This is a genomic window from Vibrio sp. JZG120, assembly GCF_053890955.1.
Map to the genome: position 1 here is coordinate 1,276,782 of NZ_JBSRRK010000001.1, position 26,025 is coordinate 1,302,806.

Annotated in this window: 24 protein-coding genes; 20 read left to right on the forward strand and 4 right to left on the reverse strand. The window is 44.1% G+C overall.

The genetic code is table 11. The features are described 5' to 3' along the window. Positions 1-38: 38 nt before the first annotated feature. From ACWPOD_RS05545 to ACWPOD_RS05555, 3 genes are all read left to right on the forward strand, one after another. Positions 39-944 (forward strand): DMT family transporter, encoded by a 906-nt coding sequence (locus tag ACWPOD_RS05545; protein ID WP_176319692.1) that lies wholly within the window; start codon positions 39-41, stop codon positions 942-944. Between the two features lie 145 nt (positions 945-1,089). Then, the gene (locus ACWPOD_RS05550; protein WP_005392490.1) at positions 1,090-1,575 is read left to right on the forward strand and encodes an acyl-CoA thioesterase; all 486 of its coding nucleotides are present in this window, start codon (positions 1,090-1,092) and stop codon (positions 1,573-1,575) included. Positions 1,576-1,746: 171 nt separating this feature from the next. Continuing rightward, a complete protein-coding gene (locus ACWPOD_RS05555) occupies positions 1,747-1,992 on the forward strand; it encodes a hypothetical protein (protein WP_005375277.1) in 246 nt (81 codons plus the stop codon). A gap of 362 nt (positions 1,993-2,354) precedes the next feature. Here ACWPOD_RS05555 and malG read toward each other — a convergent pair whose 3' ends face one another. The 3 genes from malG to malE all read right to left on the reverse strand — a co-directional run bounded on the left by malG (position 2,355) and on the right by malE (position 6,090). Beyond that, positions 2,355-3,245: a maltose ABC transporter permease MalG gene (malG, locus tag ACWPOD_RS05560; protein WP_005375275.1), complete on the reverse strand. Its 891-nt coding sequence runs from the start codon at positions 3,243-3,245 to the stop codon at positions 2,355-2,357. A 12-nt stretch (positions 3,246-3,257) separates the two neighbouring features. After that, a complete protein-coding gene (gene malF / locus ACWPOD_RS05565) occupies positions 3,258-4,832 on the reverse strand; it encodes a maltose ABC transporter permease MalF (protein WP_031780258.1) in 1,575 nt (524 codons plus the stop codon). 79 nt (positions 4,833-4,911) lie between these two features. Next, on the reverse strand, positions 4,912-6,090 hold the full coding sequence (malE, locus tag ACWPOD_RS05570) for a maltose/maltodextrin ABC transporter substrate-binding protein MalE (RefSeq protein WP_005375272.1): 1,179 nt from the start codon (positions 6,088-6,090) through the stop codon (positions 4,912-4,914). Between the two features lie 672 nt (positions 6,091-6,762). Between malE and malK the strand changes: the two genes are divergently transcribed. The 17 genes from malK (at position 6,763) to ACWPOD_RS05655 (ending at position 24,906) form a co-directional block, all read left to right on the forward strand. Further along, a complete protein-coding gene (gene malK, locus ACWPOD_RS05575) occupies positions 6,763-7,881 on the forward strand; it encodes a maltose/maltodextrin ABC transporter ATP-binding protein MalK (RefSeq protein WP_005375271.1) in 1,119 nt (372 codons plus the stop codon). A gap of 423 nt (positions 7,882-8,304) precedes the next feature. After that, on the forward strand, positions 8,305-9,705 hold the full coding sequence (locus ACWPOD_RS05580; protein ID WP_005392488.1) for an undecaprenyl-phosphate glucose phosphotransferase: 1,401 nt from the start codon (positions 8,305-8,307) through the stop codon (positions 9,703-9,705). A 10-nt stretch (positions 9,706-9,715) separates the two neighbouring features. Next, on the forward strand, positions 9,716-10,921 hold the full coding sequence (locus tag ACWPOD_RS05585) for an outer membrane beta-barrel protein (RefSeq protein ID WP_456231641.1): 1,206 nt from the start codon (positions 9,716-9,718) through the stop codon (positions 10,919-10,921). A gap of 12 nt (positions 10,922-10,933) precedes the next feature. Next, complete coding sequence (locus ACWPOD_RS05590; RefSeq protein ID WP_048625325.1) at positions 10,934-11,467, forward strand: polysaccharide biosynthesis/export family protein; 534 nt, start codon at positions 10,934-10,936, stop codon at positions 11,465-11,467. A 15-nt stretch (positions 11,468-11,482) separates the two neighbouring features. Continuing rightward, complete coding sequence (locus ACWPOD_RS05595; RefSeq protein ID WP_456231642.1) at positions 11,483-13,663, forward strand: GumC family protein; 2,181 nt, start codon at positions 11,483-11,485, stop codon at positions 13,661-13,663. After that, positions 13,641-14,450 carry a putative capsular polysaccharide synthesis family protein gene (locus tag ACWPOD_RS05600; protein ID WP_258647026.1) on the forward strand — a complete coding sequence of 270 codons (810 nt, stop codon included), beginning with the start codon at positions 13,641-13,643 and terminating at the stop codon, positions 14,448-14,450. Before ACWPOD_RS05595 ends, ACWPOD_RS05600 begins: the two co-directional genes overlap by 23 nt. A 2-nt stretch (positions 14,451-14,452) precedes the next feature. Next, positions 14,453-15,505: a glycosyltransferase gene (locus ACWPOD_RS05605; RefSeq protein ID WP_456231643.1), complete on the forward strand. Its 1,053-nt coding sequence runs from the start codon at positions 14,453-14,455 to the stop codon at positions 15,503-15,505. Further along, complete coding sequence (locus tag ACWPOD_RS05610; RefSeq protein WP_456231644.1) at positions 15,471-16,727, forward strand: O-antigen ligase family protein; 1,257 nt, start codon at positions 15,471-15,473, stop codon at positions 16,725-16,727. The genes ACWPOD_RS05605 and ACWPOD_RS05610 overlap by 35 nt, the downstream gene beginning before the upstream one ends. Before the next feature lie 19 nt (positions 16,728-16,746). Continuing rightward, the gene (locus tag ACWPOD_RS05615) at positions 16,747-17,580 is read left to right on the forward strand and encodes a putative capsular polysaccharide synthesis family protein (protein WP_046873781.1); all 834 of its coding nucleotides are present in this window, start codon (positions 16,747-16,749) and stop codon (positions 17,578-17,580) included. Beyond that, the gene (locus ACWPOD_RS05620) at positions 17,577-18,608 is read left to right on the forward strand and encodes a glycosyltransferase family 4 protein (RefSeq protein WP_046873782.1); all 1,032 of its coding nucleotides are present in this window, start codon (positions 17,577-17,579) and stop codon (positions 18,606-18,608) included. The genes ACWPOD_RS05615 and ACWPOD_RS05620 overlap by 4 nt, the downstream gene beginning before the upstream one ends. An 8-nt stretch (positions 18,609-18,616) precedes the next feature. Then, positions 18,617-19,924: an oligosaccharide flippase family protein gene (locus tag ACWPOD_RS05625; RefSeq protein ID WP_161443103.1), complete on the forward strand. Its 1,308-nt coding sequence runs from the start codon at positions 18,617-18,619 to the stop codon at positions 19,922-19,924. A 2-nt stretch (positions 19,925-19,926) separates the two neighbouring features. Beyond that, complete coding sequence (locus ACWPOD_RS05630) at positions 19,927-20,325, forward strand: VanZ family protein (protein WP_005392476.1); 399 nt, start codon at positions 19,927-19,929, stop codon at positions 20,323-20,325. Positions 20,326-20,389: 64 nt separating this feature from the next. Next, a complete protein-coding gene (gene yqfB / locus ACWPOD_RS05635) occupies positions 20,390-20,710 on the forward strand; it encodes a N(4)-acetylcytidine aminohydrolase (protein WP_005392475.1) in 321 nt (106 codons plus the stop codon). 50 nt (positions 20,711-20,760) lie between these two features. Continuing rightward, a complete protein-coding gene (locus ACWPOD_RS05640; RefSeq protein ID WP_046873784.1) occupies positions 20,761-21,360 on the forward strand; it encodes a TetR/AcrR family transcriptional regulator in 600 nt (199 codons plus the stop codon). A 149-nt stretch (positions 21,361-21,509) separates the two neighbouring features. After that, entirely contained in the window at positions 21,510-22,544 is a 1,035-nt protein-coding gene (locus ACWPOD_RS05645) for an NADP-dependent oxidoreductase (RefSeq protein WP_456231645.1), read from the forward strand. Between the two features lie 15 nt (positions 22,545-22,559). Then, complete coding sequence (locus tag ACWPOD_RS05650) at positions 22,560-23,177, forward strand: glutathione S-transferase family protein (RefSeq protein WP_006742223.1); 618 nt, start codon at positions 22,560-22,562, stop codon at positions 23,175-23,177. A gap of 289 nt (positions 23,178-23,466) precedes the next feature. Next, entirely contained in the window at positions 23,467-24,906 is a 1,440-nt protein-coding gene (locus ACWPOD_RS05655) for a catalase (RefSeq protein WP_395196090.1), read from the forward strand. A gap of 166 nt (positions 24,907-25,072) precedes the next feature. On the opposite strand, the gene ACWPOD_RS05660 is transcribed toward ACWPOD_RS05655, so the two are convergent. After that, positions 25,073-25,951 carry an NAD(P)-dependent oxidoreductase gene (locus ACWPOD_RS05660; protein ID WP_182018232.1) on the reverse strand — a complete coding sequence of 293 codons (879 nt, stop codon included), beginning with the start codon at positions 25,949-25,951 and terminating at the stop codon, positions 25,073-25,075. Positions 25,952-26,025 lie beyond the last annotated feature (74 nt).

Consider the following 26,025-nt stretch of genomic DNA (forward strand, 5'->3'; position numbering starts at 1 on the left):
CAGACTAGCGCCATCAATAATTGTGCTATAGGGTTCTCATGATTTATTTACTTCCGTTTTTCACCGTTATGATTTGGGGTGGTAACTCAATTGTGAATAAGATGGCAGCAAGCGCCATTGAACCAAGTGCGATGAGTTTCTATCGTTGGTTTGTCGCAATGGTACTTCTAACTCCATTTTGTCTGCCTGCGATCATCAAACAACGACACATTATTCGACCTTACTTAACTAAGCTGGCATTTCTTGCGTTACTTGGCATGGTGCTCAACCAATCACTTGGCTACTACGCTGGTTTAACGACAACGGCTTCCAACATGGCACTGATTACCTCTTTGGTTCCTTTGATCAGTGTGTTTTTAAGTGTTCCTCTGTTAGGCAAGTCTGTATCAATGTTAAGTATCGTCGGTGGTGTGATTTCGCTCGGCGGCTTGGCGTTTATGCTTGGTCATGGTGATATCACCTACTTTTTACATCAAGACATGACCCAAGGTGATAGCCTTATGCTGATTGCAGCCATGGTATACGCGGCTTATTGCGTGCTGCTAAAACGCTGGAAGATGCCTTTCAGTAGTTTGACTCTGGTTTACATGCAAGGCTTCTTCTCGGTTGTGATGCTTACACCACTTTGGTTATCTAGTGAGCAACTGTTACCAAGCCAAGACGCGCTACCATTAATCGCCTATGCTGGCATTGCGGCTTCCATTTTTGCGCCGTTAATGTGGGTGAAAGCGATTGATTCAATTGGCGCTGATTCAAGTGCCATGTTCATGAACTTAATGCCCGTGGTTTCTGTCGTACTTGCTTCAACGTTGATTGGTGAGAAAATTTACGCTTACCACATTATTGGTGGGCTGTTAGTCATCTCTGGCGTTATCCTGTCGCAAATAAAAATACGACACAGAAAGCAATTGCCCAATTCCGAGATTGCCTCCACCGCCAATTAATCCCAGTTCCCCAAGCCACAGAACTACGCTGTGGCTTTTTGTTTTCATCGTTCGAATAAAAGTTAATATTTTGTTTCATTCTCTATTCCCGAAAATTCATCTTGCTGCTAAATTGGGAAAACAATAACCCATCAAGGAAAGACAGATGAGCAGTGGTCAAAGAGACATTACCCTTCGCTTTTTAGCAGAACCCAGTGACGTCAATTTCGGCGGAAAAGTGCACGGCGGCGCCGTAATGAAATGGATTGACTTAGCAGCCTACGCCTGCTCTGCAGCGTGGAGTGGCAAATATTGCATTACTGCATACGCAGGTGGTATTCGTTTTGTTGCGCCGATTCATGTCGGCAACTTAGTCGAAGTTAGCGCGAAAGTCATTTATACCGGACGAAGCTCAATGCACATCGCGATTGACGTGCAAGCCAGTGACCCAAAACAAATGAAAAACAGACTCACCACCCACTGTATCGTTATTATGGTTGCTGTAGATGAGAACGGAAAACCAACCGACGTGCCGAAATGGGTTCCAGAATCTGATGAAGATAAAGCCTTGGAACAATCCGCGATCCGCCTTATGAACATGCGCAAAGAAATCGGGGAAGAGATGGAAGCGCACGTAAAGTATCTCAAGTGACCTACATCCGTTAAGAACGCTATTGACTACCTCAACGTTACATATATCCAGAGTGTGGAGCAACATCATGGTTTTGCTATTTGCTTCACACTCGGCCTCCTCTGTCATAAATCCTTCACCTAGCTTTGCTTAAATCCTTCCACTATTTTGAAGTTGGATAGAGTTTGGATCTTGAGACTAAAAGAAACGACCTTAAGTGAAGAGACGTTGACCAATTTAAAAGCGGTCGAGTACCAGTGGGTAAGAACCATGTACGTCGAGGGGTATAACGAAACAGAAATTAACCATTACATTCAAACCTGCTTTGGCGGTGATGTCACCTTTGCAAATTTATTTCGTCGCGTCGCACTACAGCAAGAAAGCTTATACACGCTGCTTCAATACGTTGGATGTGCCCCCTCCAGTCGAGAGTTTTAATCTTTACCTACCTCAATTTTACTGATACCTGAACTCAGGTTATTTATGTGAAGTGCTACGCAGGGCATTATTCAAGCCCTGTGTAATCCATTGCAAAGCCGCTAATCTTTATCCGCTTATTGAACAACTGTATTTAACAGGTATAAAAAAACCTGAGTCTAAACTCAGGTTATGGTTACAAAAACTGTTAGTGATTGAATCGTAAGGAACTAAGCTAACAGCCAGCTATGCGTAACGCCAATAAAAGCCAAGATATTACTGATCGGCGGCCAAACCAAAATTGTAATATCCGTGCTACGTATAAGGGCGACCATGTGGTCGCCCTTTTCTAGTTATTCTTATCAATCTCAGACCACAAGAGATTATCCTTTCACACCACCAGCAGTTAGACCACCAACCAACCAGCGTTGAGCAAGTAAGAATACGGCAGTGATTGGCACTGCTGAAAGTACAGCAGCTGCTGCAAAGTCACCCCACAAGTAATTTTGTGGATATAGGTATTGCTGCATACCCACTGCAAGTGTGTACGAGTCTACATCAGAAAGTAGTAGTGATGCTACAGGAACTTCACCAATTACCATGATGAACGACAAGATGAATACTACCGCTAGGATTGGCACAGACAATGGAAGCAATACCAAACGGAATGCTTGCCATGGTGTCGCACCATCCAGTGCCGCCGCTTCTTCTAACGAAGAGTCAATACTTTCGAAGTAGCCTTTAATCGTCCAAACGTGCAGTGCGATACCACCTAAATAAGCGAATATCAGACCGCCGTGCGTGTTCAGACCAAGGAATGGGATGTACTGACCCAATTTGTCGAACAACGCGTATAGAGCAACCAATGCCAATACCGCAGGGAACATTTGGAAGATCATCATCGCTTTTAGGATAGTGTTCTTACCTTTGAACTTCATACGAGCAAACGCATAAGCTGATGTGGTTGATAGCGCCACGATTAGGATTGCAGAAATACCACCCACTTTTACTGAGTTCCACAGCCATGTCATGACTGGGAATGGTGGCGGTGTAACTGTACCGTCTGGGTTAGTCACCGAGAAACCTAATGCCAATTTCCAGTGATCAAGCGTTGGGTTGTCTGGGATCAGGCTACCCGTTGCAAAGTTACCTTCACGGAATGAAATCGCGATGATCATCAGTAAAGGGAAAATAATCAGTGCCAAGAATGCCCACATCGCAATATGAGTAGCCCAAACACGATACTTTAATGACTTACCTTGTACCATTGCCATAGTAATCTCTCCTTAGTCCTGAGCTACTTTAGTTACGCGTAGGTTGATAAGTGCCAATGCGCCAACCAATAGGAAGATAAGTGTTGCTACTGCACTTGCTAGACCGAAGTCTTGACCGCCTGCACCTTCGAATGCGATTCGGTAGGTGTAACTTACCAATAGGTCTGTGTAACCCGCAGGTTCTGACGTACCAATCATGTTTGGACCGCCGCCTGTCAACAACTGGATAAGCACGAAGTTGTTGAAGTTGAAGGCAAAGCTCGCAATCAACAGTGGTGTTAACGGCTTCAACATCATTGGTAGCGTGATACGAGTAAAGTTAGTAATAAAGTTCGCACCATCAATTGCTGACGCTTCATATAAATCATCAGGAATCGCTTTTAGTAGACCCATACATAGAATCATCATGTAAGGGAAACCAAGCCACGTGTTCACAATCAGGATCATGGTTTTCGCCATGAATGGGTCTGAGAACCAAGCTGGGCTAATACCGAACAAACCTTCCAGAAGCATGTTGATCTCACCAAAGCTTTGGTTAAACAAACCTTTAAAGATCAAGATAGAAATAAACGCCGGTACCGCATAAGGCAGAATCAGTAAGAGTCGGTAAACCGAACGGCCTTTTAATGCTTCCCACTGAACAACACTTGCTAGAACAAGACCAATTACAAGCGTAAATAGTACGGTGAGTGCTGAGAACACAATCGTCCAGATAAAGATACTGATAAACGGCTCTTTGATACCATCATCTTTCCACACACGCTCAAAGTTGTGTGTGCCAATGTTCACCACAAAGCCAGGAGACACTGTGCTACCAACAAACTGACCGTTTTCATCGACAGGTTGGTAGTAACCTACTTCCATATTTGGACGTAACGTCTCTTCAGTACGGTTGTTGTAAAGCGTTTCGCCGTCTTCTTGCAGCGTGTACAAAGGCACAACTGCCGCAAACTTACGTAACCCGCTCATGCGGATGTCTTCACCGCTCGGCAGATGCAAATCAACACTGCTCAACGTATTACGGCTCTTAACAATCGTCTTGATTGATTCTTTCTCGCCCGTAGCTTCTTCAATTGGCGATAGGTCAAGATCCGATGCTGAAAGGCTATCTAGCTGAAAAGTGGGCGTAGCAAGTAGCTCACCATCTTTTTCAACCACAAGCTGATGTCCTTGATCCGTTTTATATAAAGTGAACGGGTAGCTATCACCACTTTGATAAGTTCTGTCCAAAAGTACGCTCTGCGCACGATCAAAAGAGAGTTGGTTTTTCGCGCTGTAGTTGGTAAACGCCAAACCTATGGTGTACGCCAGAGGGAAAAGAATGAAAAGGATCATCCCTGCGATACCAGGGTAGATGTAACGGTGTGCGTACGTCTTTTTACTACCAAAGATGAACAACGCTAAAGCGGTAAGAATGATCGTAAGTAGTGCAAACGCAATCTCACCGCGTGAATACATAAGGATTGTTGCGTAGCCATTGATAATGCCGACTGTGCCTAAAAGTGACCATTTCATGAACACTTTTTTGCTGCTCGGAAGGCTGGCTTCTGGTGCTGTCATAGCATTTGTACCTTGAACTGACTGCATAGGGAACCTGCTAGCGAATATAGAATAAATATAGAAAAGTAAGGAGGAGTTGCCTCCTCCTTAAAAAGGTCTTACTTAATTATTTAGTCATTTGTTTTTCTGCGTCTGCCAATGCTGCATCGACAGTTTGACGACCATCAACTACGTTGATGATTGCGTTCTTAGCCGCGCCCCAGAATGCGTTCATTTGAGGAATGTTTGGCATAATTTCGCCGTTCATCGCGTTGTCCATAGTCGCAGCGATACGAGTATCTGAATCTAGTTCACGTTGGAACGAGTTAAGCGCTACCGCACCTAGAGGCTTATCGTTGTTAACCATACGTAGGCCGTCGTTTGTTAGTAGGTAGTTCTCAATGAACTCAACCGCTAGGTCTTTGTTTGGAGACGCAGTGCTGATACCAGCCGTTAGAACACCAACGAATGGCTTAGAAGATTGACCTTGGAACTTAGGTAGCGTAGTCACGCCGTAGTTAACGCCAGACTTCTCGATGTTGCCCCAAGACCATGGACCGTTGATCGTCATCGCTGTCTTGCCTTGGTTGAATGCAGACTCAGATACTGAGTAGTCCATATCTGCAGAAATTACGCCTTTGTCTACCAAGCCTTTTACGAAGCTCATTGCGTCTTTAACGCCTTCTTTCGCGATACCAGCGTCTTTAACATCGTAACCTTCAGAAGTGTATTTGAACGCGTAGCCGCCATCAGCAGCCATTAGTGGCCAAGTGAAGTACGGTTCTTTTAGGTTCCACATGATTGCAGACTTGCCGTCTTTTTTAAGTTTTGCATCTAGCGCTGCAACTTCTTCCCAAGACTTCGGTGGGTTTGGAACTAGGTCTTTGTTGTAGATTAGAGATAGAGACTCAACCGCAACTGGGTAGCCGATCAATTTGCCGTCGTAACGTACTGCATCCCAAGCGAAATCAACAATACCTTCTTGAATGTTCTTAGAAGGTTTAATTTCTGCTAGCAGGCCAGCTTCTGCGTAACCACCGAAGCGGTCGTGAGCCCAGAATACGATGTCAGGACCGTCACCAGTCGCTGCAGTTTGAGGGAATTTGTCTTGAAGGCCATCTGGGTGAGCCACTGTCACTTTAATGCCAGTGTCTTCTTCGAATTTTTTACCAACTTCAGCAAGGCCGTTGTAACCTTTGTCGCCGTTGATCCAGATAGTAAGTTGTCCTTCTTCGATGGCAGCATTAGCACCAAAAGAACCCAAAGCAACAAGAGTACCTAGTGCTACAGCGCTTAACTTTTTCATGTTCGTATCCTTTTTATATTTTTGATGTAGGGCTAGTCCATTGAGGTTCAGCCGTATTTCGACATATATCATCTGAAATAATCCAATATGTCTCATCCTCCTAATCCCTACGCCCTTACAATTATGACGTATTTTCGTGATCTAAATCGCCAAGGGTAAGAGACTCAAATCACAAAACGGATACTTCCTGTGATCGGTTTCAACTTTAGGTGGTGCAATAATGTGATTTCCGACCAACTGCTTTATTCCTCCTCCTTTTTTACTCCTCCCTACCTACTCCCCCTACAATTATTTCTATTAGGAGGATGTCGCACCTCGCACAATCTTACAAACTTCAGTCATCCAAGAGTGGATGGTAAGAACCCTTTCCCAGCAGTGCCTACGTATTAGGAAAAAGATTTGCTGGTTTTGCATTGCCAGACGAGTGGAATGTCATTATTGGTGTTGTTTGTGGTAATTATTTCACGGGGGAGACAACACGAATAATGTGGGGGAGAGAAACTCGTACTTGGCTATGATGGGTAGCACTTCTATTCAGGACATTTTATTGAAGTGCTACCCTACTTTTCTTACCAACCGCAATAACTTACCGATTCCTACTGTTACTGCTCGCTAGATAATTCATATAATGATGAGCGGTGAATAATAAAAAATTGATCGAGGACGAGCTACATGGCGAGTGTCACGTTAAAAAATGTTTGTAAAGCGTATGGCGACGTACTGATTTCTAAGAACGTAGACCTAACAATCAACGAAGGTGAATTTGTTGTTTTCGTAGGTCCATCAGGTTGTGGTAAATCTACCCTTTTACGTTGTATTGCCGGTCTTGAAGACATTACTTCAGGTGATTTGTATATTGGTGACCAGCGCATGAATGACGTCGAACCATCCAAACGTGGTGTTGGTATGGTATTCCAGTCTTACGCTCTTTACCCACACCTTAACTTATATGACAACATGTCATTTGGCTTAAAATTAGCAAAAGCAGACAAAGCAGAAATCGACAAACGTGTTGAACAGGCTGCAGAAATTCTACAACTGGGTCACTTACTTGAACGCCAACCAAAAGCGCTTTCAGGTGGTCAGCGTCAACGTGTGGCTATCGGTCGAACACTGGTATCGCAACCTAATGTATTCCTTCTGGATGAACCACTATCAAACTTGGATGCCGCACTGCGTGTAAACATGCGTGCGCAAATCACTAAGCTACAACGTCAACTTGGTTGTACCATGATCTACGTAACGCACGATCAGGTAGAAGCAATGACAATGGCAGATAAAATCGTTGTACTAGACGGCGGTTATGTATCGCAAGTTGGTAAGCCGCTTGAGCTTTACCATTACCCACAAAACCGCTTTGTAGCAGGCTTTATCGGTTCTCCGAAAATGAACTTCATGAGCGTATTCATTGATGAAGTAGAAGCAGAGCGCGTCAAAGTTCAACTATCTAATGGCGTATCTTTCTGGATTCCAGTGGATGGCACGACGGTTAACCGTGGCGACCGCATGTCTTTAGGCATTCGCCCTGAGCACCTATTATCCGCTTCTGAAGCTGATGCAAGCATTCACGGTGAAGTGATGATTGTTGAGAAGCTAGGTAACGAAACTCAAGTATACCTAAACCTAGAAGGTGCGGACGCGGACGTTATTTTCCGTCAGCCTGACACGCTCGCAGTCGATACCGGCGATAAAATCGAGATTGGTATTCCAGCACACCGTTGTCACCTGTTCCACAGTGATGGTCGTGCATGCCGCCGCCTATACAAAGAAAACGGCGTAGAAGTCGAATAATTCTTTCGTCCTGATTCACAATAAATCCCTCTCACTTGAGAGGGATTTTTTTATCCTAATAAATATAAGTAATTCGATACTAAATCATTAATCGTTAACCCATAAGATCACCCGTTTCTTCTACCTTTACATAAACCATTGTCTTTGTACTGATACTTCATTTTTAATACTTTTCCTCATCCCTCATGAGTAAGTACCAGCTTTTTCCTAACCCGCCAAACTTAGCCAAAGGTCTAAATTTCATTCTTATTTCCACTTACCTCAACAACGCAAATTTTTACACTTATCAACGAAATTACACGTGACAAAAAACTTAGAAGCATTCGACAGAATGCTCTGTTCACCAACTACTAATAACGCTCACGACACGGCAATTGGGGGAGACACCCAAGGGCGGTAGCGTGTAAGAAGGGAAACTGAGTCATGAAACAAAAAGGACTTATCCGCTCTCACGAGATGGAGTTCGCTTTTTTATATCGCATCTCAGATCTTGCTGTCATCGTCTCTTTTATGCTGCTTTTAGTGTTCAAAGACATGAATACTGCGATGGGGAAAGATTACGTCATACTGGCTTTTGTTGGAGGCATCTCCTTTCTATTTATGGCAGAAAGCGGCAATCTGTACCGCTCTTGGCGAACCAGTTCGTTTAAAGAGCAGATGATTATTGTCTGTGTGGCCTGGGCAGTTACTTCCGCGCTTATCTTTATTGTTCTGTATTTTTCGGAAGTCTATGACTTATTTGATAACACTATTCTGGCATTGTGGTTTGCGATTACGCCCGCTCTACTTTTGGCATGGCGAGTGACATTCCGTACCGGATTAGCCTATTTAAGAAAAAAAGGATTCAACACTCGTACTGCAATAATCATCGGCCAAACTCCTCACGGCATTACCCTTGCTAACGAAATTCAAAACCACACTGAACACGGTGTGCTTTTTGATGGCTTTTACGATGAGCGTTCTTCCGACAGATTGCCAAATTCTGCTTACCCTATTAAAGGGGCAGTTGACCACGCTCTTGAGCGAGCCAAAAAAGGGGAAGTGGATTACGTCTATATCGCAATGCCAATGCACGCAAAAGAACGTATTGCATCGCTTCTTAACCAATTCTCAGACACCACCGCAAATACGTATCTGATTCCCGACTTCTTTACCTATAACCTTTTGCATTCTCGTTGGGCGCAAATCGGCCAAGTTCAAACGCTCAGCGTGTTTGATACACCATTTGCTGGAATTTCTTCCTGGGTAAAACGGTTTGAAGACATCTTGTTTTCGAGCATTATTTTAGCCTTGATCTCTCCAGTCCTGCTCACCATTGCGATTGGCATTAAGCTGACCTCTAAAGGTCCGGTCATTTTTAAACAGCATCGTTACGGCCTCGATGGACGCAAGATTGAAGTCTGGAAATTCCGTTCAATGACCACTATGGATCAAGGCCCTCACGTGAAACAGGCGACAAAAAACGACCCACGCATTACGCCTTTTGGTGGTTTTCTGCGTCGCACCTCTTTGGACGAACTGCCTCAATTTATCAATGTACTGCAAGGGACCATGTCTATTGTTGGTCCACGCCCTCATGCCGTGGCGCACAATGAAGAGTATCGCCAGATTGTTGACCGATACATGCTACGTCACAAAGTAAAACCAGGCATTACTGGCTGGGCGCAAATTAATGGCTATCGCGGCGAAACCGACACCTTAGAAAAAATGGAAAAGAGAGTCGAATTTGATTTGGATTACATCCACCACTGGTCGGTTTGGATGGACATCAAAATCATCTTCATGACCGTTTTCAAAGGGTTCACTGGTGCTAACGCTTACTAAGGTTGAGATTATGAAGAAACTGACAATGGCAATAGCATTGAGTCTGTTTTCAACTGGCTTACTCGCAGAACCGATGGCTTACCAAACCGAGTCTGGCATTGAGTTTATTCCCCTTGTAAGAACTTTCTACGAGGGCGATGACAACATCAACAAAGCGGAAAAATCCGGCAATGTAGAATCGGTCAATATTTGGGGTATAGAGCCAAGCTTATTAGCACGTATAGAAAGGAATCGCTATCGCGCAGATATTTTATACAAGTTGAAAGCAGGTCTTTCATCCGATGACCGCAACGACTTCGACGATCATACCTTTCAGTTTTCCAACTTCTTTGAGTTCAATCATCGTCATCGTTTAGTGGTTGATTATCGTTTTCGCGCCCAGCATGAAATTAGAGGGGAAGACATTACCGAAGGTAATGGTAGCGCAATAGACTCACCAATTGAGTTCAACCGTAACGATATCAAAACCAATTATGTCTTTGGCTCTAACGGTGCAAAAGGCAGACTCGAATTCGGTTTAGGCTACAGTGATAAAACCTATCAAAACTACCGTGACGGCTTGCCTGGGCGCCCAAACGCTAAAACGAAATACAACGATTTTCGAGCTCCCAATGCACACTTGGAATTCTATTTAAGGGCGACGCCAAGAACCTATTGGTTAGTTGGGACAAAACAAATAGTAACCGACTATCAGCACCGAAATTCTGCGCAGCCTTCCAAAGATAATAGCACCAGTTTCTATTACACCGGTGCCGAATGGGAAGTAACGGGAAAAACCAAAGGCATCGCTCGACTCGGTTATCAAATCAAAGATTTTGACAGCGCTCAACGAGAGACATTTAAAGGCTTCAGTTGGGATATCGGCTTTGAATGGCTGCCTCAAGAACAAACTCTAGTCAGCGTGAAAACCACTCAAGCGGCGGTTAACCCTGATCAAGATGGCGATTACAACCTACAAACTCGTTACCGACTGAACCTCAAGCACGATTGGAATAGTTACCTTGCAACTCGCTTAGGTGCTATTTATCAACAAGATGATTATACGGGGATCACCAGAAACGACGATCGCTACACCCTATCTTTTGGTATCGATTATCAAATTAAACGCTGGGTACAGCTGCAAGCCGACTGGCAATACCAAGATAAAACCTCTAACCGACCAGGTTATAGCTTCGAACAGAACATTTGGACTTTAAGCGCACAGTTTTCTCTGTAACAAGGATTATTAATGAAGTCATTCATCACATTCATGAGCGTCGCGTTATTGCTATTTAGCACCTTGGTAAACGCTGACTCAAACGAAGAAGATTACTTACTCGACACGGGCGATACCATTTCCGTGCAGGTCTATGGTGAAGAAGATCTTACGATTAAAAATATTCTAATAACGTCAGATGGCTATTTTGATTACCCCTACCTTGGCCGAATCAAAGCAATCAAAAAAACACCGAAACAACTCAAGTACGAAATAGAAACGGGCTTAAAAGGCGATTATCTCATCAACCCAAAAGTGATGGTCACCATCAATAACTTTCGTCTGTTTTACGTCAATGGCGAAGTCAGGAAACCAGGTGGATTTGAATATCGACCAGGATTAACTATCGAAAAGGCCATCGCTTTAGCTGGTGGCTTGACCGACCGAGCCTCACGCAAAGGCATTAACCTCACCAAACATAAAACGGGTCAAACGATAGAGGGTGTCAGTATGCACCGCAACGTTGAGCCTGGTGACATTGTATTTATCGACCAGAGCTTCTTTTAAGTGACAGGGAATCAAATGAACGGGACTCATCCAAATAATCTCCAGATGAACAAAGTAGAACTGATTCGTTTTGGCCATCACTTCAAAGCGATTAAAAAGAATTGGCTAAGCATCGCAGCATTCACGCTTCTGTTCTCATTAACTTGTACTTGGTATATCTACTCCAAAGCATCGATATACCAAGCTACAGCAACGCTACTCATCCAAGAAGAACAAAAAAGCGCCCTTTCAATAGAGGAAGTATATGGCGTCGACACGACAAAAAAAGAGTACTTTCAAACGCAAATCGCTATTTTAAAATCGAATCATATTGCAGATAAGGTCATTAGAGAGCTGAACCTAACTCAACTACCGGAGTTCACACGCTCAGGTGGATTAAATCAAAAGATCGACCAAATAAAGTCGATCCCTTTTGTTCAAGACCTACTGAATGTGGCTCCAAGCCCAAAAGAAACTGCCCAGTTTTCAGAGTCCTATTATCAAGCGCTTCAAGCTTTCAGAAGTAAACTCGATATTGAGCCAGTACGTAACACCCAATTAGTCAGAATTCGCTTTCGTTCTACCGATCCTAAGCTTGCTACGACAATCGCTAACGCGGTCGGCCAAGCCTACATTGACGCAAATTTTGAAGCCAAATTGGTCGTTACACAAAATGCGGCTACTTGGTTGACAAATAACTCACAAAAATTGGAGGAGCGATTACGTAACTCTGAGCAAGCGCTGCAAGAGTTCTTGTTAAAAGAAGGGTTGATCGATATAAACGGTATTGATGAAATTTACGCAAATGAGCTAGAAGAACTCACTCGAAAGCTAAATGTCGCTGTTAATAAGCGTATTGAAGCACAGACGTTAATCCAACTGTTAAGACGTAAATCCTCACAAAGTTTAGACAGCTTGCTGTCAATTGATGAATTCGCTAATCAAGCGCAAATCCGCGATCTAAAATTGTCGGAAGCACAGGCAGCCAAAAATCTCTCTGAACTGGCACAGCGCTACGGCCCCAAGCATGACCGAATGATTCAGGCGAAAGCGCAGCTTGCTGAAATTCAATCTAGAACCCAGCAACTCATTCGTGACATTTCCTTCAGTAAGCAACAAGACCTTCTTGCTGCAAAGGCGCAAGAGGACATGCTTCGAGCAGAACTCGATCACAAAAAGTCGGACTTCCAATCGTTAGGGTCACAAAAAGCGCGTTATGAACAGTTAAAACGCGAGGTTGAATCCAATAAGGCACTCTATGAAGCGTTCTTAAATCGTGAGAAAGAGACCAACGCCACCAGCGACTACAAAAATGTCACTGCACGCTTTACTGACAAAGCCATCATTCCTCTATTCCCGGTGGCACCGCAACGAATCAAACTGGTACTGATTGCCACCTTTTTTGGCTTTGCCATTGCTTGTGCGCTGGTCATCATCTTAGAAACGATGCGAGAAGTTACCCGAAGCACAGCCGATGTGCAGGAAAAACTTGGTGTTACGTGTTTAGGCGTGATTCCGATGGTCAAAAAACGCAATTTGCGTAAAAACGGCGTCAGTTATACCGCGTATTTAGATGATGAAGAAAAGCTATTTAGTGAAGCTTGCCGCTCCGTCAGAACCTCGCTTCTGCTCAGACTAACCAACACTAAGCAAAAGATATTGCCCTTTACTTCTGCCATTCCAGAAGAAGGAAAAACATCGACCAGTATTAATATGGCGGTGTCGTTTTCAAAAATGGAAAAGGTATTGATCATCGACTGCGATTTACGCCGACCTTCCATCGCAAAACGGTTTGGTATTGCTGAATCAAGCCCAGGCTTAACGCATATCCTGACTATGGATACGCCAATCAAAGATTGTGTTACACATATAGAAGAAGCCAACTTAGATGTATTACCGGCCGGTCTAATTCCGCCAAACCCACAGGAACTGCTAGCTTCTGATCGCTTTAAAAAGTTGCTCGAACATTTTCAAAATAAGTATGACCGGATCATTATCGATACACCGCCCCTACTGTCAGTGAGTGATGCACTTATTCTTGGTCAGTATGCCAATGGTCTGATTACCGTCATTCGCTCAGAATCGACAAAATCATCACTGGTTAACCTTGCGTTATCTAAACAAATACAACACTCAGTTCCATCTCTTGGCGTCTTAATCACACAAGCCAAGACTAAGGAAGGAGAAACGATTTATGTCCAGAAATACGCCTACTAACTCAAACGCATCTTGGTACCAAACGTTGAAAAGCCAAGAACAACCAGTTTTGATCTATCAAATGGGCAAAGTAGGTTCGAGTGCATTAGAACATTCCATTCCTAACTCGATTCACTTGCACGATCTTATGACTGTCGATGCGCAAAAACAGATATCCCCTGTGAGAGCGCAATTGCATAAGCCTCAGATCAATGCGTTAAAGCGACGACTAAAGCGTATAACGATGAGCCATATGTTAAAGCGCAAGAAAAAAGTTCGAATTATCTCGCTGGTGCGTGAACCGATCGGACGAAATGTTTCAATGTTCTTTCAAGCACTTCCTTTTTGGATGGCGGACAAATATCTAAAGGATGACAGCGCAATACGTACCGAACGACCGCAATTACTCCAAGAGGCATTTGATAAGCACATGAATCATCAATATGCGCTGCAGTGGTTTGACAACGAAATCAAACAACTAACAGGGATTGATGTGTTTAACGAACCTTTTAATCACGAAGTGGGCTATCAGACATACCATAACAACAACTTCTCACTGTTGGTCATTCGAAGTGACAAGCTAGCGAAGGCTAACTCCGCAGTTGAAGGCTTTTTAGGTTACCCCGTGGATGTCGTTTATGAAAATCAGTCAGACAACAAATGGTACTCGCCACTAATGAAAGAATTCAAAACGCAATTTCAACCTACACCCGAGTACGTTGAAGAAATGCTGAATTCTAAATTGACGAAGCACTTTTTCTCAAATGCAGAAATCACCGACCTTAAACAGCAATATCTGACCAATTAATCATGAAAACCAAGATTCTACATATTATTAATGATCTTTCTCAGAACGGCGGTGCTCAGAAGTTCTTAGTCGACCTTGTTTTGGAACATAAGCCTGAATACGAAATCAAAATTTTGGTCTTGTGTGATGAAAATGATTACTTACCAACGCTATCCGCCCAAGGGATAGAGTGTTTTAACTGGCGCACTTTGTCATTGAGTGAGAAATACTGTTTACTGCGTTGGCCACATGTCGTTCACGGGCACCTCTACCCTTCCATTTATCTAGCGCTATTGGCGGTAGGTAAAAAACGAATCCAGACTGAGCACTGTTCTTACAACCGTCGACGTGACTATCCGTTGTTTAAGTTCATGGAATACGTCTTGTATTGGGGCCACGACTTGACGGTCTGTATTAGTGAAAAAGTACAAGATGAACTGGTGAAGTTCATGCCTCGCTACCAACATAAATATCACGTGGTGCACAATGGCGTCGATTTAAAAAGGTTTCCTATGACGCCAAGATGCGCCAGCCACCTAATCGACAAGCCAGTCATCAAGATTGGAATGGTAGGCCGACTTCACCAACATAAAGATCATGAAACGCTTATCCAAGCACTTGTCCATTTACCGAGACGATACGAGCTCCATCTTGCTGGAGATGGCGAAAAAAAATCGCCACTGCAAGCATTGGCAACAAAGCTCAACGTCACGCAACGTGTTCACTTTCATGGGGTAGTTTCTGATGTTCCAGCGTTTTTGAACGGCATGGACATTTACGTGCAATCATCGCATTTCGAAGGCTTTGGCTTGGCGGCGGTTGAGGCCATGGCAGCAGGCTTACCCGTATTATCATCGGACGTACCCGGTTTGGATGACGTCACCGGACGTGCCGAATATTTATTTCAGGTTGGTAACTCAAATGAGCTGAGCCAGAAAGTGCTCCAGCTGTGTGAAAGTGTTGAGCGGTATGACGCTGCAAGTCAATACTCAGTCAATAGGGCCTCTCTCTACACCATCGATAAATTTCGTGAAGGTTACTATGGAATCTACCAGCAGCTTTGCGCCAACAAATAGTTCCGCGCCATCGAGCCACCGAGCCTCATGGTTTGCGGCATGCCTACTGGCATTATTCTTTATTCCCATGAAGTTTCGTGCTGGAGGAGTTGCACTAGCACCTTCAGACATCCTAAGTCTTTTTTCCATTGGTTTTACTGCATTAGTGGTATTGGAAGGAAAAGCTGAAAAACTCATGCATCCCTGCATGGGGTTCCTTGTACTGTTCACTGGGTATGTGTTCTTAAATGGCCTGCTAAATCGCGTCCCCTTAATGCCGCTAGTTATAGAAACCGTGCAATGGCTGGCGATTCTCTGCTTGCTTAGCCTAATGTACGCCTATGGCGTGTTTGATGATGAATGGGTAATGGTTTATTTCACTTATCTGCTGTTTTTCATCTGTACGCTCGTTGCCTTATGGCACTTTGCTCAAGGCTATCAAAGCGGGTTTAAGTTACTCGGGGTAAGTAAATACGGGTTCGGTGTACTTTGCTCACTACTGTACCTTTATCGGGATAAAATTCGCGCTTTCCACCTTTTGATGCTCGTCGCTTTGGTATTACTGGTGTTGTCGCAAGAAAGAAAAGCACTACTTGGTTTTTGTCTGCTTTTCTTCTTTGACCAGCTGCTCGTAAAAAACCTGATGAGAAAATCGCTTAATGAAACGTACACGTGGACGATTTTATTAGCCTTAAGCTTCATTGTGTTTACTGCAGTCACAACCACACTCTACGTTGGATTTGAAACGCTAGCGGACACATTGGAAATAACCCAAGAAGACGTCTTATTTGCCAACCAAAGTGAAGCACGCTGGGTATCGAATCTTCATAGAAAGCTATTACTTGCCAATGGGCTAGATATTTTACTTCAACACCCGGTGTTAGGTGTCGGCGCGAAAATGTTACCCAACTTTATGATCAGTTACTTTAACTATGATGAGCTGGCGATCTACACCCACAACTTTGTGTTAGATACCGCAATTGAATACGGGTTGCTCGGTATCGCCCTATTGTTTGGTGGTTATTTTCTGTTTATTCGCTTTTGCTTCCGTAGTCTCAATGACAACAGAAAAAGCCTCTTACTCGCGATATACGCCCTCATCATGGTGTTCTTCGTTGCGGTAAATACCACCATCATTTTAATACTCTTATTACCCGTCATGATAAGCATGAGCCGCGAGTCAACGGTCAACGGTCAACACCATTGCTCATACTTTTCCGGTAAACCATCACCACGAATTTGAATAATCAAGGATAGGATAGATGAAGTATTCAATCTCTCGACAATTTGAAAAGAACCGAGAACTCCAAGCTGACAATTTTGTTTTAGTTTACCAAATGGGCAAAGTTGGCTCATCGTCAATTGAGCACACGCTGGGAGAAAGAAATATCCCAAGCTATCACATCCACACCTTTGATGATCACGAAGAATTTCACATGTATCACAATAAAAAAGACGTGAGTAAATTTTTCGATTTCAAAAACCGTGCGCTCTACCGCTTAGTGCTCAAGCAACGAAAACGTATCTTACAAAAACGCGAACAGATCAAAATCGTCACACTGGTCCGTGATCCAATCGCAACTGTCTTTTCTCGTTTCTTTCAAGACCTCCATTTGCAATTTATCGAAGGCAAAAAGAATGATGCAATTCACCGAGATATGGCAGTCACGTATCAGCACCTCGAACATTGTTTCGATAACTATATCAATCTCAACTATTTTGCGGACTGGTTCGACAACGAGTTAAAACGTAACTTCAATATCGATGTGATGCGTCAAGAACTGGACAACACTCAACCTTTCTTCACATTCAAGAACGAGCAAGCCAACGTCATGCTAATCAAATGCGAAAAGCTCAGTTCTCTCGATAAAGAAATTGGTGAGTTTCTCGGGCTGCAAGACTTCGTGCTGAAAAACAGCAATGAAGCGAAAAACAAGTGGTACTCCAATATCCACCAGCACTTTAAGCATCACTACGACTTTTCAAAGCTGTTCTATATGTACGATCTTCCCTTATATCGCCACGTTTATTCAGAACAAGAACGTGATGCTTTCAAGCATAAATGGATGCAGACATCAGGAACAAAATCATCATGAAAAAAGTGCTCCATATTACAGAAGCCTTCGGAGGTGGCGTTCAAACCGCCCTCTATAGTTATGCTCACTCCTCTCGAGACGAACCCTATCAACATTTCTTGCTAGCCAGAGCTCGAGAAAACGACTTAACCAATGAAAACAACCATCATATTTTCACACAGACCAAATGGGTGGAAGGCGGCTTACTTCAATTTGTTCGCGATGCAAACCACATGATTGCATCACTTGCGCCTGACGTTGTGCATTTGCACTCGAGTAAAGCGGGATTTCTCGGGCGATTTCTAAAACTTGGCAAGGCACGCTTGGTTTATACGCCGCACTGTTATGCTTTCGAACGTGAAGATATCTCCGAATTCGCGCGCCAGCTCTATAGAGCGCTAGAGAAAGTAAAACTAAGCAAAATTGATGTGGTGGCAGGCTGTAGCCAACGAGAATGTGACTTGGCGATTAGTATTGGCGCGAAACGTGCTGAACTGCTCAACAACTACGTGTCCTATCAAAGTGAAGAGCGTTTATTGCGAAACAGACAAGAAGCGCTGCGACTTGTTGTGCTTGGTCGTGTCGCGCCCCAAAAGGATCCGCAATTTCTCATCGACACATTGCAACACCTTAATCGATATGCGCTTAACCGCCCATTAGATATCACTTGGATAGGTGGCGGTGACCACACACTCGAACAAAAATTGCGTACAGAAAATGTGGATGTGACTGGCATGTTGCCTCGTGATGAAGTGGTTAAAAAGCTCAAGGGTTCAGACCTTTACTTACATACTGCAGCATGGGAAGGGATGCCGTTAACTATTCTAGAAGCAGCCAAATTACATCTTCCTATGGTGATTCGAAGTATCGGCGCGACCCAAGATCTAAACTACCCATTTTTAGCGCTAACACCTGAAGAAATGGCCAAGCAGATCGCGCACTGTGTCAATCATTATGATGAAATTGATTTTTGCCAATATACAACAGCGTTAAACGACGCCTTCAGTGAAGAAAAACAGCGCCTCGCACTCAATAATATTTACGGTTAAATACCTCTATGTTTCATACTATTCAACAAAAATTACTGTTGATGCCCAGCGGTAAAAAAAGCTTGCTATCTACTGGATTGAAAACCGCAATCACGCGTGTGTTGAGTGCGCTATTTGCTTTTTTACTGACACTGATTGTATCGAAGGCCAGTGACGCTTCGACCTCCGGTCAATTTTTCTTTTTATTCAACCTAGTCTCACTACTCGCGATCGTTTCTCAGCTAGGATTTGATGTCTCATTAGTTCGCTACAATGCGATCGCCTTTAACAACAAAGAGACACTTCAACAAAGCCACAACTATAAAACGGCACTTTATCGAAGTATGGCGTTTTGCTTGCTAGCCATTGCCGTTTTGTTAGCAGGATTTAATCTGTTTCCTGAACAACTAAACCAGACCCAATCGCCAATGCATGCGATTACTTTAGGCTTGTTCTGCATACCGTTTTTGGTGCTTGCACAGACCAACAGTCGTGTGCTTCAAGCGTGTAGAAAGGTCGTGTCATCACTGTTCGCTTTACAGCTTGGCGTGAGTATGTTGATGGTCTTTTTTGTCTTTGGCTTGGACTATATCGGTCAGCAAAATATCAACAATCTGATGACCGCACTGCTTCTGGCGAGTATGAGCGTCGCGGTAATATCCAGTGTTAATTGGCTAGGTTCAGGTCAGTATCAGACATCAGCTTTCGTACCAAACAAAAAAATGGTCGCTTCTGCCAAGCAAGTCTGGATTGGCAGTATCTTCACGAACGTTCTTCAATGGGGAAGCCTTGTCATTGCGGGCTTTTTTATCTCAACAGCGGAACTCGGTCTATTAGCTGCAGCTCAACGTACATCACTACTGATTGGCTTTGTGCTGATTACCATTAACTTTGTGGTCGCCCCTATGTTTGCCTCTCTCTACAAAGAACGCCAAATGATCAAACTGCAAAGCCTGAGCCGTTTAGCTTGCCGAGCCAACGTTGGTTTGGCCATTGTGCCCGTGATTATTTGCACTCTATTCCCAGAGTTTGTGATGCGGTTTTTTGGTGAAGAGTTTCTTGCTGCTGCGCCACTGTTAGTCGTCCTGTCTTTAGGGCAGTTAGTCAATGTTGCGACTGGCTCTGTAGGATTTTTATTACTCATGAGCGGTCACGAAAGAACCATGAAATACATTACAATTTCCTCCGGCACAATCTCTATCTGCTTGCTCATTGCGCTTTGCCAAACGTTCGGTGTTATTGGTGCAGCATGGGCGATGGCAATTGGCATGGCAATTCAGAATCTAGCAGCGTTGTACTTTGTAAAACGTTACTTAGGCTTCTTTCCAATAGGTTAATTATGGTTTCAATACTGACACGGATAAGTTTTGTTTTCGTTCTGACGCTTACGGCTTCACTCTCTTTGTGGAAAAGCTCTGACTTACACCATGCCACTTACCTGCAAATGGAAACCTACTTAGGTGGATCGAGTACGCTTCACTTTACTTTCAGTTTATTGATCGGCTTTTTATCGGTCTTCACCTTCCCCTCTTTAGTAAGTTCAAGTAAAGCCGACGTCTTTGGCATCCGCCTTTTGCTACTGCTGTTGGCTATCGTTTCAATGGAAGAAATAAGCCAACTTTTTATTCCAAGTCGCTCATTTAGTTTTGATGATCTCAGTACCAACTGGATAGGCATTATCTCGGGTTACTTTAGTGCCAAGTTGATTCGCGTCCTGCGCACTCGCTCGTTCTCTTGAAATAAGCACCTCAAGGTTATTTGGGTATATAATTACGCCAAACAATCAGACTAACGAGTACATCATGTCATCCCACCCAACCAAGATTACCTTTTTTGAATTCTTAACCCCGTTGATCACATCAGGCAAAAAAACGATTACGATTCGAGATGAATCAGAAAGTCACTACGTTCCAAATACAGAGGTCGAAGTTTTTACCCTAGAGACGGATCGTAAAGTCTGCAACATCAAAATACGCTCTGTAGAACCACTCAACTTTGAAGATATCAATGAGTTTCATGCAGAACAAGAAGCGATCGAACTGCCAAAACTCAAGCAGTTAATTCGAGAAATCTACCCAAATACCGACACGCTATTTGTGATTGAGTACGAGCTAATCAAATAACCCACAACAAAAACTAGACGACTGGTCTAATTCATTCTATAGTACGCTTCATGAACGCAAAGACGAACGACACACGCCAACATATTCTCGACGTCGGATACGAGTTAATCGTAAACCGAGGGTTTACGAGTGTTGGCCTTTCAGAGCTTTTAAAAAAGGCCGCGGTGCCGAAAGGCTCGTTTTATCATTACTTCAAATCCAAAGAACAATTTGGTGAAGCGATGATTCAAGACTACTTTACTAAGTATTTTGAGCGTTTAAACGCACGCTTTACCAATACCGATCTGAATGGCTACCAACGCCTAATGAGCTACTTTGAAGAAATGGTCAAAGTAGAAGACGACGTATGTAATGCGAACAAATGTTTGTTGGTCAAGTTAAGTGCGGAAGTCTCCGATCTCTCAGAGCCCATGCGCCTAGCGTTACGCCAAGGTGCTGACAAAACCATTCAAGCAATGGCGGATTGCATTGACGTAGGCATTCAAGATGGCTCTATCCCAAATGGTGACAGTGCTTTATTGGCAAGGCAGATATACTACCTTTGGAACGGCGCAAGCTTGCTGAACAAACTGTATCAAGATCAGGCAGCATTAACGCAAAGTCTGACCTATACTCAACATCTACTGCAAAACACGCGAACTTGCCCATAGTAGGTAGCGTAAAAGTAAGATGAACACCCTACATGTGTTTCACAGTTGGTAATAACTCCTGTGATAGCACAATACACCTTCCCGCTCTATGAGCGGGATATTTTGAAATCAAAACTAGACGACCGGTCTAATCAATAAGTGAGATAAATATGACTAACGCAACAAATCGCAGAATCGTACTCGCGTCACGTCCCCACGGTGCACCAACAAAAGAAAACTTTCGTCTAGAAGAAGTGGCGAAACCGACTCCTCAAGATGGTGAGATGCTACTGAGAACCGTTTACTTATCTCTCGACCCATACATGCGCGGTCGCATGAGCGATGCCGAGTCATACGCCGATCCTGTTGCGGTTGATGACGTAATGATAGCTGGCACTGTTTGTCAGGTAGAAGCATCGAACCACCCAGATTATGAAGCGGGTGAATGGGTTCTTGCATACACTGTTGGCTGGCAAGACTACGCCATCTCAACTGGTGAGATGGTGATTAAACTAGGCAAAGAACCACAAAACCCTTCATACGCTCTAGGTGTTGCTGGCATGCCAGGCTTTACCGCGTATATGGGCTTGCTCGATATCGGTCAGCCAAAACCAGGTGAAACCATTGTGGTAGCAGCCGCGACGGGCCCTGTGGGAGCGACTGTTGGTCAAATTGGCAAAATCAAAGGTTGCCGAGTTGTTGGTATTGCAGGCGGAGAAGAAAAGTGCCGTTACGCCAAAGAAATCCTTGGCTTCGATGAATGTATCGATCACAAAGCTGACGACTTTGCAGAGCAGTTAAAAAACGCCTGTGACCAAGGTATCGATGTTTACTTCGAAAACGTAGGTGGCAAAGTATTCGAAGCTGTAATGCCACTTCTGAATACCAGCGCACGTATCCCACTTTGTGGTTTGATTTCTCAATACAACGCAACAGAACTGCCTGAAGGTACCGACCATCTTCCATTATTAATGGGTAAGCTGCTGACTAAACGAATCAAGGTGCAAGGCTTCATCATTTTTGATGACTACGGACATCGTTACAGTGAATTTGCGCAAGATATTAATCAATGGTTGGCAGAAGGAAAGATCCAATACCGTGAACATCTAGTACAAGGACTGGAGAATGCACCAGAAGCATTTATCGGTCTGTTGGAGGGTAAGAACTTCGGCAAGCTTGTAGTACAGATTAACGACCCATTATAAGGAAGGGATAAATAAATGATTAAACTTCACCATCTCAATCAGTCTCGCTCAAAGCGCATCATTTGGTTACTTGAAGAGCTAAATGTGGATTACGAAATCGTGCCTTATGTTCGTGACAAAGTGACTTTCATGGCACCGCCTGAGCTAAAGAGCGTTCATCCGCTCGGTAAATCTCCCCTGCTTGAAGATGATGGCGAGTTCATCATTGAATCTGGCGCGATGACCGAATATTTGATTGAGAAGTATAGTGATGGTGCGTTGGCTCCTGAGCGTGGGACGAAGGCGCACACTGAGTACCTACAATGGATGCATTTTGCTGAAAGTTCAGCAATCTTACCAATGTTGTTAAAAATCTTTATTAGCAAAGAGCCAAACGAAACTCAATTTCTATCAGGCTATGCTGACAAAGAAGCGATGAACGTTCTGGGTTACTTCGAGCAATCGCTAGAAGGCAAAACTTACCTAGTAGAAGAACGTTTAACTGGCGCAGACATCATGATGTCATTTATTGTCGAGCTCGTGCATAAGTTCGGTTTGGCTGGTCACTTCCCGAATATTGAACGTTATGGAAAACAACTTGCAACGCATCCAGCGTTTGAAAAAGCTGAGCAAATTGAAGTGAAGTACTCCTAATCACTCCGCCCCTTTGATGATCAATAAAGCGATATCAAAGGGGCGATTTCCGACATTAACCTTGTCAACAAAGCGCAATTCATGCAAATGCCAGCGTGCTCTTTTTACCCTTTTCGCCAATACGTTAATAAACCAATCATAAAAATCAGCTAAGAATCTGATTCTAAGTTACTTTTCATCATCGTTCCCACCTATTGAATTGATAAGCAGTATCAGTTTTTGCTTCCAGCTTTTCCGTAATAATCTTCTCTTCAGTTGCTAAGGTATTGATCCCTGGAGGGGAAGAAAAATGACAAATAAGAAATTAACCACCGCCGCAGGCTGTCCTGTCGCCCATAATCAAAATGTGATGACTGCAGGTCCTCGTGGTCCCCAACTACTGCAAGACGTTTGGTTCCTTGAAAAACTGGCACACTTTGACCGCGAAGTGATTCCTGAGCGTCGTATGCACGCCAAAGGCTCAGGCGCTTACGGCACTTTTACTGTGACTCATGACATCACCAAATACACGCGCGCGAAGATCTTCTCGGAGATTGGTAAAGAGACCGAGCTATTTGCTCGCTTTACCACCGTTGCGGGTGAGCGCGGTGCCGCCGATGCAGAGCGCGACATCCGTGGTTTTGCGCTAAAGTTTTACACCGAAGAAGGCAACTGGGACTTGGTTGGTAACAACACGCCAGTGTTCTTCCTGCGTGATCCACTAAAATTTCCAGATCTAAACCACGCGGTGAAACGCGATCCACGCACCAACATGCGCAGCTCGACAAACAACTGGGATTTTTGGACATCACTACCAGAAGCATTCCACCAAGTTACGATCGTTATGAGTGATCGTGGTATTCCAGCGTCTTACCGTCATATGCACGGCTTCGGTAGCCACACATTCAGCTTTATCAACGCAGAAAACGAACGTTACTGGGTGAAATTCCACTTTAAAACTCAGCAAGGCATCAAAAATCTGACTGACCAAGAAGCAGAAGCGATCGTAGGTAAAGACCGCGAAAGCCATCACCGTGACCTTTACGAAGCGATTGAGCGTCAAGACTTCCCTAAATGGAAGATGTACGTACAGATCATGCCTGAGCTAGAAGCGGATGAAGTGAACTTTAACCCGTTCGATCTAACAAAAGTATGGTCACAAAAAGATTATCCATTGATCCCTGTAGGCGAGTTTGAACTGAACCGTAACCCAGAAAATTTCTATGCGGAAGTTGAGCAATCCGCGTTTAACCCGGCAGCTATCGTTCCCGGAATTGGCTTCTCGCCAGACAAAATGCTGCAAGGCCGTCTGTTTGCATACGGAGACGCGCAGCGTTACCGCCTAGGTGTAAACCATCACCAAATTCCAGTTAACGCGCCTCGTTGTCCGGTACACAGCTACCACCGCGATGGCGCAATGCGCGTTGATGGCAACTTTGGTTCAACACTAGGTTACGAGCCAAACTACAAACAAGAATGGGCAGAGCAACCAGATTACTCTGAGCCACCTCTACGCATCAACGGCAATGCTGATCATTACGATCACCGTGTAGACGAAGACTACTTCAGCCAAGCAGGTGACCTATTCCGTCTTATGAGCGAAGAACAGCGTCAAACTCTATTCGACAACACCACTCGTGCAATGGATGGTGTGCCAGACTTCATCAAAGAACGTCACGTTAACCACGCCTACCAAGCGGACGAAGCTTACGGCAAAGGCCTTGAGATTGCGCTAGGCTTAAACAAGTAAACGGACACTGCACCAGCAAATGCTGTGATAAGAAGACATAAAAAAGGAGGTGCCCCAAAGCACCTCCTCATTCAAGTTCGTTAATCACACACTAATGTTCAAGGGGAACGATCATGATCAACTTAAATTTCTTCAAGCTCTTTGATACCAAAGAACTGTTTATCTACTACTGATTCTTAGCGACGGCTTTAATCAGAACAGACGTATCCATGCGGCCTAAACCATCACGCTGAAGGTCAGCGTATTGCTCATCCACTTTTTTAGTTAGTGGTAGGTTGAGCCCAACCCGCTCTGCTTCTTGCAAACAAAAGCCTAAGTCTTTGCGCATCCAATCAATCGCGAAGCCAAAATCAAACTTATCTTCCGCCATCGTCTTGGCGCGGTTTTCCATTTGCCATGACCCTGCTGCACCGTGCTTGAGTGTTTCAACTACTTGTTCAATATCCAAACCTGATTTCTGCGCGAGTAACAACGCTTCGCTCAAGCCTTGAAGCACGCCACCAATACAGATTTGGTTTACCATCTTACAACGTTGACCCTGACCATTTTCACCCAGAAGCGTCATTTGCTTTGCATATACGTCCATCGCTGGAGACACACGATTAAAAATGTTCTGCTCGCCACCACACATGATGGTTAGTACACCATTTTCTGCGCCTGCTTGACCACCAGATACCGGAGCATCAATGAAGTGATTGCCATATTTGGTACAAGCATCGGCCAATTCAACGGCTAAATCAGCGGAAGTCGTGGTGTGATCAACCAGTACCGCGCCTGCTTTTAGACCGACTAGAATGCCTTCTTCACCGTATACAACGCTACGCACGTCATCGTCATTACCGACACAAGTAAATACGATATCGCAACCTTCTGCCGCTTCTCGCGGTGTCTCACACGCAATGCCGTTGTATTCTGCAGCCCATTTATCAGCTTTGGCTTTGGTGCGGTTGTATACTTTGGTTTCATATCCCGCTTTGCTCAAATAGCCCGCCATTGGGTAACCCATAACACCCAAACCAATAAATGCTACTCGTTGTTTTTCCATTGCCCGCTTCCCTTAGTTCACCTGACTGAAATGTTTTGTAACATGCTACTAAAGAATTGAAAACATTACTCGTA

Coding starts and splice junctions, on each gene's coding strand:
- ACWPOD_RS05640 (WP_046873784.1), top strand. CDS start 20,761: ATGAACGCAAAGACGAACGACACACGCCAACATATTCTCGACGTCGGA.
- ACWPOD_RS05600 (WP_258647026.1), top strand. CDS start 13,641: ATGTCCAGAAATACGCCTACTAACTCAAACGCATCTTGGTACCAAACG.
- ACWPOD_RS05615 (WP_046873781.1), top strand. CDS start 16,747: ATGAAGTATTCAATCTCTCGACAATTTGAAAAGAACCGAGAACTCCAA.
- ACWPOD_RS05625 (WP_161443103.1), top strand. CDS start 18,617: ATGTTTCATACTATTCAACAAAAATTACTGTTGATGCCCAGCGGTAAA.
- ACWPOD_RS05550 (WP_005392490.1), top strand. CDS start 1,090: ATGAGCAGTGGTCAAAGAGACATTACCCTTCGCTTTTTAGCAGAACCC.
- ACWPOD_RS05590 (WP_048625325.1), top strand. CDS start 10,934: ATGAAGTCATTCATCACATTCATGAGCGTCGCGTTATTGCTATTTAGC.
- yqfB (WP_005392475.1), top strand. CDS start 20,390: ATGTCATCCCACCCAACCAAGATTACCTTTTTTGAATTCTTAACCCCG.
- ACWPOD_RS05585 (WP_456231641.1), top strand. CDS start 9,716: ATGAAGAAACTGACAATGGCAATAGCATTGAGTCTGTTTTCAACTGGC.
- ACWPOD_RS05655 (WP_395196090.1), top strand. CDS start 23,467: ATGACAAATAAGAAATTAACCACCGCCGCAGGCTGTCCTGTCGCCCAT.
- malE (WP_005375272.1), bottom strand. CDS start 6,090: ATGAAAAAGTTAAGCGCTGTAGCACTAGGTACTCTTGTTGCTTTGGGT.
- ACWPOD_RS05545 (WP_176319692.1), top strand. CDS start 39: ATGATTTATTTACTTCCGTTTTTCACCGTTATGATTTGGGGTGGTAAC.
- ACWPOD_RS05645 (WP_456231645.1), top strand. CDS start 21,510: ATGACTAACGCAACAAATCGCAGAATCGTACTCGCGTCACGTCCCCAC.
- ACWPOD_RS05595 (WP_456231642.1), top strand. CDS start 11,483: ATGAACGGGACTCATCCAAATAATCTCCAGATGAACAAAGTAGAACTG.
- ACWPOD_RS05620 (WP_046873782.1), top strand. CDS start 17,577: ATGAAAAAAGTGCTCCATATTACAGAAGCCTTCGGAGGTGGCGTTCAA.
- ACWPOD_RS05605 (WP_456231643.1), top strand. CDS start 14,453: ATGAAAACCAAGATTCTACATATTATTAATGATCTTTCTCAGAACGGC.
- ACWPOD_RS05610 (WP_456231644.1), top strand. CDS start 15,471: ATGGAATCTACCAGCAGCTTTGCGCCAACAAATAGTTCCGCGCCATCG.
- ACWPOD_RS05580 (WP_005392488.1), top strand. CDS start 8,305: ATGAAACAAAAAGGACTTATCCGCTCTCACGAGATGGAGTTCGCTTTT.
- ACWPOD_RS05650 (WP_006742223.1), top strand. CDS start 22,560: ATGATTAAACTTCACCATCTCAATCAGTCTCGCTCAAAGCGCATCATT.
- malF (WP_031780258.1), bottom strand. CDS start 4,832: ATGCAGTCAGTTCAAGGTACAAATGCTATGACAGCACCAGAAGCCAGC.
- ACWPOD_RS05660 (WP_182018232.1), bottom strand. CDS start 25,951: ATGGAAAAACAACGAGTAGCATTTATTGGTTTGGGTGTTATGGGTTAC.
- malK (WP_005375271.1), top strand. CDS start 6,763: ATGGCGAGTGTCACGTTAAAAAATGTTTGTAAAGCGTATGGCGACGTA.
- ACWPOD_RS05630 (WP_005392476.1), top strand. CDS start 19,927: ATGGTTTCAATACTGACACGGATAAGTTTTGTTTTCGTTCTGACGCTT.
- malG (WP_005375275.1), bottom strand. CDS start 3,245: ATGGCAATGGTACAAGGTAAGTCATTAAAGTATCGTGTTTGGGCTACT.